Below are 5,465 nucleotides of genomic sequence, written 5' to 3' on the forward strand. Positions count from 1 at the left end.
GGACGCGGGCGGCGGCTCCGGCTTCGCGGCGGTCAGCGTGCCGATCGCGGCGGTGAGGCTGGCGCAGGGCGTCGGCCGGCTGATCCGGGCGACCGCGAAGATCACCCGGACCAGTGTGGGATCGACGGCGAAGTAGCGGCCGACGCCGCTGGCGACCCCGGCGACCATGCGGTCGGTGGTGGGTCGCCGGAGCTGCTTGTACGGGGCGTGGGGAGCGGTGGTCGATGTCATACCCCCACAGTCCGCGCTGGCGCCCGGTGTGCCCTCGGTGACCGCCCGGATCCTTACCCTGACCAATCCCTGACCGGGGCCAGATAGTCAGGAATCCGACTCTTTTCCGTTCCGGTAACCCGGCCCGGGGAGAATTTGCTCCCGTGACCACCTTGCTCAAGCCGCTCCGCAGGATCGCGGCATACGCAGTTTGTGCTGATTCAAGCGGCCGAGTCCTACTGGTCCGCGCATCGGAGCGCTCCGGCACCCCCGGCACGTGGTCGCTGCCCGGAGGGGCGGTCGACCACGGCGAGGACCCGAACCACACGGTCGTCCGCGAGACCGCCGCCGAAACCGGTCTCTCCGTCGCCGTCTCCGGCCTGGCCGACGTGCTCGCCGACATGCGGGCACTTCCCGACCGCGGCATCACCATCCACACCGACCGCCTGATCTACCGGGTTGCCGTGCGTGGTGGCACCCTCGCCGACCGGGTCGGCGAGCGCCCCACCGACCTGGCCCGGTGGTACACCCTCGACGAGGCGCGCGAGCTGCCGCTGCGCTCGTTCACCGCACGCGCCCTCGGGCTGCCCGCCTCCTCGGCCGACGTGGTGCCCGACGAGGCACCCGAGTTCCCCTCCTTCTACGCCGTGCCCGGCCCCGACGGGCTGCACCGGGCCCAGCGCTTCGCCGCGTACGCGGTCTGCACCGACCCCGCCGGCCGAGTGCTGCTCACCCGCATCTCCGACGGCTACCCCGGCGCCGGCTGCTGGCACCTACCCGGAGGCGGCACCGACTACGGCGAACAGCCCGGCGCGGCACTCATCCGGGAGCTGATCGAGGAAACCGGCCAGGCCGGCCGCCTCGTCGAGCTGCTCGGCGTCGCGAGTCACCGCGACGCCGCCTCACTCGGCCCCGAGGGTTACCCGATCGACTGGCACGGCGTACGCGCCTTCTACCGGGTCGTCGTCGACCAGCCCAACCCGCTGACCGTGGCCGACGTGGGCGGCTCCACCTGCGAGGCCCGCTGGTTCGGCCGCGAGGAGTTGGGCGCCCTCCCCACCGACCGCCTCACCGAGGTGACCGCCGAAGCAGTCCAGGCCGCCCAACTCACCTGACCCCGAGGGGTCGTCCGGCTTCGGTAGGTCCCTGCCCCAGCCTGTGATCCACTCGGGTTCCTTGAAAACGCGGTATCCCGGGCGCTGGAATGCCGCGCCTTCCGTGAACCTGAGTGGATCACCGTCAGTCTCGACTCCGGCAACGCGAATGGACTCCACAATGCGGGCTGAAGGAGTGACGCGGACCGGGTCGCATAACGGACTTAAAGTCCTTTACGGGGCTGATCGGTCGTCGTCAAGGGCCGGCTACCTCGGCCTGAACGCGCGGTTCGCCGAGCTCTGCGGGTTTCCCGTGCCCTGCCTCGCATTGATCATGAAGTTATCGTCTGAACGCGAGTTGGACGACGGTAACTTGATGATCAACAGTTGTGGGCGCGAAGCGGGGGCGAGCGAAGGTGCAATTCGCGCGGCGAGTCGGAGCGTACGGGCTTTTGCGGGACTCGGGCCGGGTCCTGGTCGTTCGGGACGGGGCGGCGGGCGAGTTTCCCGGGGCCTGGCGGTTGCCCGGCGGTGCCGTCAGGCATGCCGAGGACCCGGAGCGCGCCGTGATCCGCCAGGTCGACGAGCAGGTCGGGTTGACGGTTGCGGTGACGCGACTACTCGCGGTGGTTGCCGATGTGGCCACCTTCTCGGAGGACATGGCTTCGCTGCACAGTGACCGGCTGCTGTTCGACCTCAGCACGCCCCACGACGCGCTGCCTCACGGCGCGGAGCGTGAGAGTGCGCGGCCCGGGGGCGGGTCGCGCGGCGTCGGGGCTGGTCTGGTCGATCAGGCTTCCTGGCTCTCGCTGGCGGAGGCGGCGCAGTTGCCGCTGACCCCGTTCACCGCCGAGGCGCTCGGCCTGCCGGTCACCCCACTGCCGCCGGCGGCGCACCGGTCGCGGGACCTGTTGCCGCCGCAGCACCCCGACCGTCGGCTGCGCTTCGGGGCGTACGGGCTGGTCACCGACCCCGCTGGGCGGATCCTGCTCACCCAGATCGCGGAGGGCTACCCGGGGGCCGGTCTGTGGCATCTGCCTGGCGGGGGCACTGATCACGGCGAGCAGCCGACCACCGGGTTGCTGCGGGAGTTGGTCGAGGAGGGCGGGCAGGTGGGCCGGGTGGTGGAGCTTCTCGGCGTCAACAATCTGCACAATCCCGCCGCGCTGGGCCCGGAGGGTCGACCTCTGGACTGGCATGGCGTACGGGTGATCTATCGGGTGCTGGTGGACGTACCTACCGACGCGGTGGTCACCGAGTCCGCCGGGGGGTCGACGGCGCGGGCGGGGTGGTTCAGCCGCGAGGAGGCCACTGACCTGCCGTTGAGCGACATCGCTGCCGTGGCAATCGGACAGAGTGGTCGATAGCACACCGCTCGGCGAGCCGAGTTGGTGACCCTCCGGTACAGTCAAAGGCGGGAATGATGGAGGAAAAGGGCGATGAAGCCCGGGATGGGAACAAGCGAGCGGTTCGAGCGGTTTAAGCCAGATACAAGTACCGCCGGCAGCTATCGCCAAGCCATGTTCCCCTATGCGATGGTGTACTCCGCAAAACGGCTGCCGGGCCATGCAAGGTCCGGCACGAGACAGCCGGACACCCGCCACGTGGCGGTCAGCAGATCCGGTGATGGAGGAAACGTGCCGAGAGCCCCATGGCGCCGGCGTCGTACTACTGACAGTCCGCGCCCCGCAGGGCGTCGCTGGGCGGGCCGGTTGCGCCGCAGCAGCACGTTCGCCCGCCAGGTGCTGTTGGTCCGGGTCGGCCGCCGTGACGGCGACCTGCACCCGACCGACCTGGCCCCGACCGAGCACCGGTACGCCGATCGGCAGCGCCGTCGCTACGGCCTGGACCGGCTCAGCCGACCGACACTGGGTGTGGACCCGACACTGGGCCTGGACCGAGGCGACGTCGAGGCGGTCATGCCGGTCAGCCCGGCGATGCCGCCGATGACGCAGACCGACGAGGCCCACACGATCCCGCTGCTTCCCGGCGAGCGCACCATCGCGCGCCGGATGAAGTTCGGCCTGGTCAACGCCTGCACGCTGGCCAGCCTGATGCTCGGCATGCTGGCCATCTTCCTGGCCATGCAGGGCGAGGTGCGCATGGCGGCGCTCTGCCTGATCGCGTGCGTCGGCTTCGACGGTCTGGACGGTGCCCTGGCCCGACGGCTCGGGGTGGCCAGCCCGTTCGGCGCGCAGATGGACTCCCTGGCCGACATGTGCTCGTTTGGTCTCGCCGCGCCGGTAGTGGTCTACGCCTCGCTCGCCGGTTCCGTCTCCACGGCGGCGGCGGCGGTGGCGTGCGCCCTGGTCGCGGCGTGCGCCGCGATCCGACTGGCCCGCTTCAACGTCTCGCCGAAGGACGGCAGGTTCTTCTGCGGGGTGCCCACCACCATGGCGGCCGCGGTCCTCGCCGTGACAGTGGCGATCGGCCTGCCGGTGCCCGGTGCCGTGCTGGTCGCCGGTGTGGCGCTGCTGGCCTTCGCGATGGTGTCCAGCTTCCCGTACGCCAAGCTCGCCCGCCTGGTGAAGCTGCCGCCGTGGCTCTGGCTGGCCCCGGTGATCGGCGCACTGGTCGACATCCGGCTCACGTTCGCCCTGATCGTGGTGGGCTACCTGGTCAGCGGGCCGGTTCTCTGGCTGCGGCAACGTCGTACCGCCTGATGTGAACAGACAGAACGGGGCGCCGCGGTCAGCGGCGCCCCGTTCTTCGTCTGCGGGTCAGCGCCAGCGGGCGATGACCGTGGACCCGCCGACCACCTTGTCGCCCGGCCCGACCAGCGGGTCGGCGGCCTCGGCGGGCAGGTAGACGTCGGTCCGGGAGCCGAACCGGATCAGCCCGAAGCGCTCGCCCTTGGCCAGCAGCGCGCCGATCGGCGCGCGCTGCACGATCCGGCGGGCGATCAGCCCGGTCCGCTGCGCGACCACCACGGTGCCGCGAGCGGTGTCCAGCACGGTGTACGCGGCGACGTTGTGCTCGGCGTCCGGCTTCATCGCGTTGACGAAGCCGCCATCGGCCACGAAGTAGTCCACCACCTTGCCGGCGACCGGAGCGCGGTTGACGTGCACGTCCAGCACCGACAGGAAGACCGCGATCCGTAGCCACTCGCCGTCGCCGAAGCGCTCGTCGTGCAGCCGCTGCACCGACAGGACCTTCCCGTCCGCGCTGGCGACCACGGCGCTCGGGTCCTCCGGCACGTCCCGTTCGGGGTCCCGGAAGAACGCGGCGACCGGCCCGGCGGCCAGGGCCGGCAGCAGCCACAGCTTGGACGACGGGCGCGCCACCCGGGCCAGCGCCGCGAGGCCCAGCGCGATGCCCGCCGCCGCCACGCCGTTGGAGTCGATGTGCATGCCCCGGGTCACCGGCACGCTCGACGGCCGGTACGCGGGGGCCAGGCTGTCGGCAGCGGCCGGGCTGGCCGGGGTGAACCGCAGTCGGTACACCCGCACCGGTGGCGAGTTGCGCAGCACCAGATCGGCGCCGACGCCGTAGAGGGCGTCCTGTCGGGCCAGCTCGGCGGCGGCACCCTCGGTCCGGCCGGGGGTGGCGACGGTCGCCACGCTCAGCACCGCCCCGTCGGTCAGGTACTTGACCAACCCCTCGACGCCGCTGCGGGTGGCCTCGGCGGTGCCGGTGAACGCCTCAGCGGCGATGACGACCTCGGCGGCCTCGGCCTCGGCCAGCGAGTCGACGACGCTCACCCGGTCGGCCACCCAGCGACCCTGGGCTGTGACGTGCTCGCTGAGCGCGGCAGCGCCGAACGGCTCGGCGGGCACCACGGTGAGCCGGTCACCGGGAAGCAGCGCATCGACCGCCGCGGCCAGCACCGCGGAGTCCGGGGTCACCCCGACCAGCAGGGCGGCCTTGGGGTCGTTGATCCGGGCCAGCTCGGCGACGAGGGTACGGGCGGCTCGCTCGCCGATGCGGACCGGACCGGACCGGCCGGTGGTACGCACGGCGGGGGACTGGGTCATGTCGGGCGGGCTCCTGACGGGGGTAGAGACGGGAATCGCGGCGGGACCGCCATGGGCGGGACGGGCCGGCCGGCGGAGGCGAGATCTCCACCAGCCAGCATATGCGTCCGTCCGCGCCGGCCGCACCGCCGTGGGGATGCGGTGGACCGACGCGGACGGCCCCCCAGGTAAGGCTTGCCTGCAGATA

The 5,465-nt window shown here is 71.8% G+C and carries 5 protein-coding genes; 3 read left to right on the forward strand and 2 right to left on the reverse strand.

The genetic code is table 11. The annotated features are described in order from the left end of the window. A partial coding sequence (locus ABZ749_RS28265; protein WP_357233135.1) for a PspC domain-containing protein occupies positions 1-231 on the reverse strand: 231 nt, incomplete at its 3' end. Positions 232-374: 143 nt separating this feature from the next. Between ABZ749_RS28265 and ABZ749_RS28270 the strand changes: the two genes are divergently transcribed. The 3 genes from ABZ749_RS28270 (at position 375) to ABZ749_RS28280 (ending at position 3,967) form a co-directional block, all read left to right on the forward strand. Continuing rightward, a complete protein-coding gene (locus ABZ749_RS28270) occupies positions 375-1,325 on the forward strand; it encodes an NUDIX domain-containing protein (RefSeq protein WP_124856350.1) in 951 nt (316 codons plus the stop codon). A gap of 395 nt (positions 1,326-1,720) precedes the next feature. After that, the gene (locus tag ABZ749_RS28275; RefSeq protein ID WP_357233137.1) at positions 1,721-2,671 is read left to right on the forward strand and encodes an NUDIX domain-containing protein; all 951 of its coding nucleotides are present in this window, start codon (positions 1,721-1,723) and stop codon (positions 2,669-2,671) included. 345 nt (positions 2,672-3,016) lie between these two features. Beyond that, positions 3,017-3,967, forward strand: coding sequence for a CDP-alcohol phosphatidyltransferase family protein (locus ABZ749_RS28280; RefSeq protein WP_357233139.1), 951 nt, complete (start codon positions 3,017-3,019; stop codon positions 3,965-3,967). A gap of 57 nt (positions 3,968-4,024) precedes the next feature. On the opposite strand, the gene ABZ749_RS28285 is transcribed toward ABZ749_RS28280, so the two are convergent. Next, positions 4,025-5,278, reverse strand: coding sequence for a phosphatidylserine decarboxylase (locus ABZ749_RS28285; RefSeq protein ID WP_357233141.1), 1,254 nt, complete (start codon positions 5,276-5,278; stop codon positions 4,025-4,027). Positions 5,279-5,465: the final 187 nt, after the last annotated feature.

Source organism: Micromonospora sp. NPDC047753, assembly GCF_040642735.1.
Lineage (GTDB): Bacteria > Actinomycetota > Actinomycetes > Mycobacteriales > Micromonosporaceae > Micromonospora.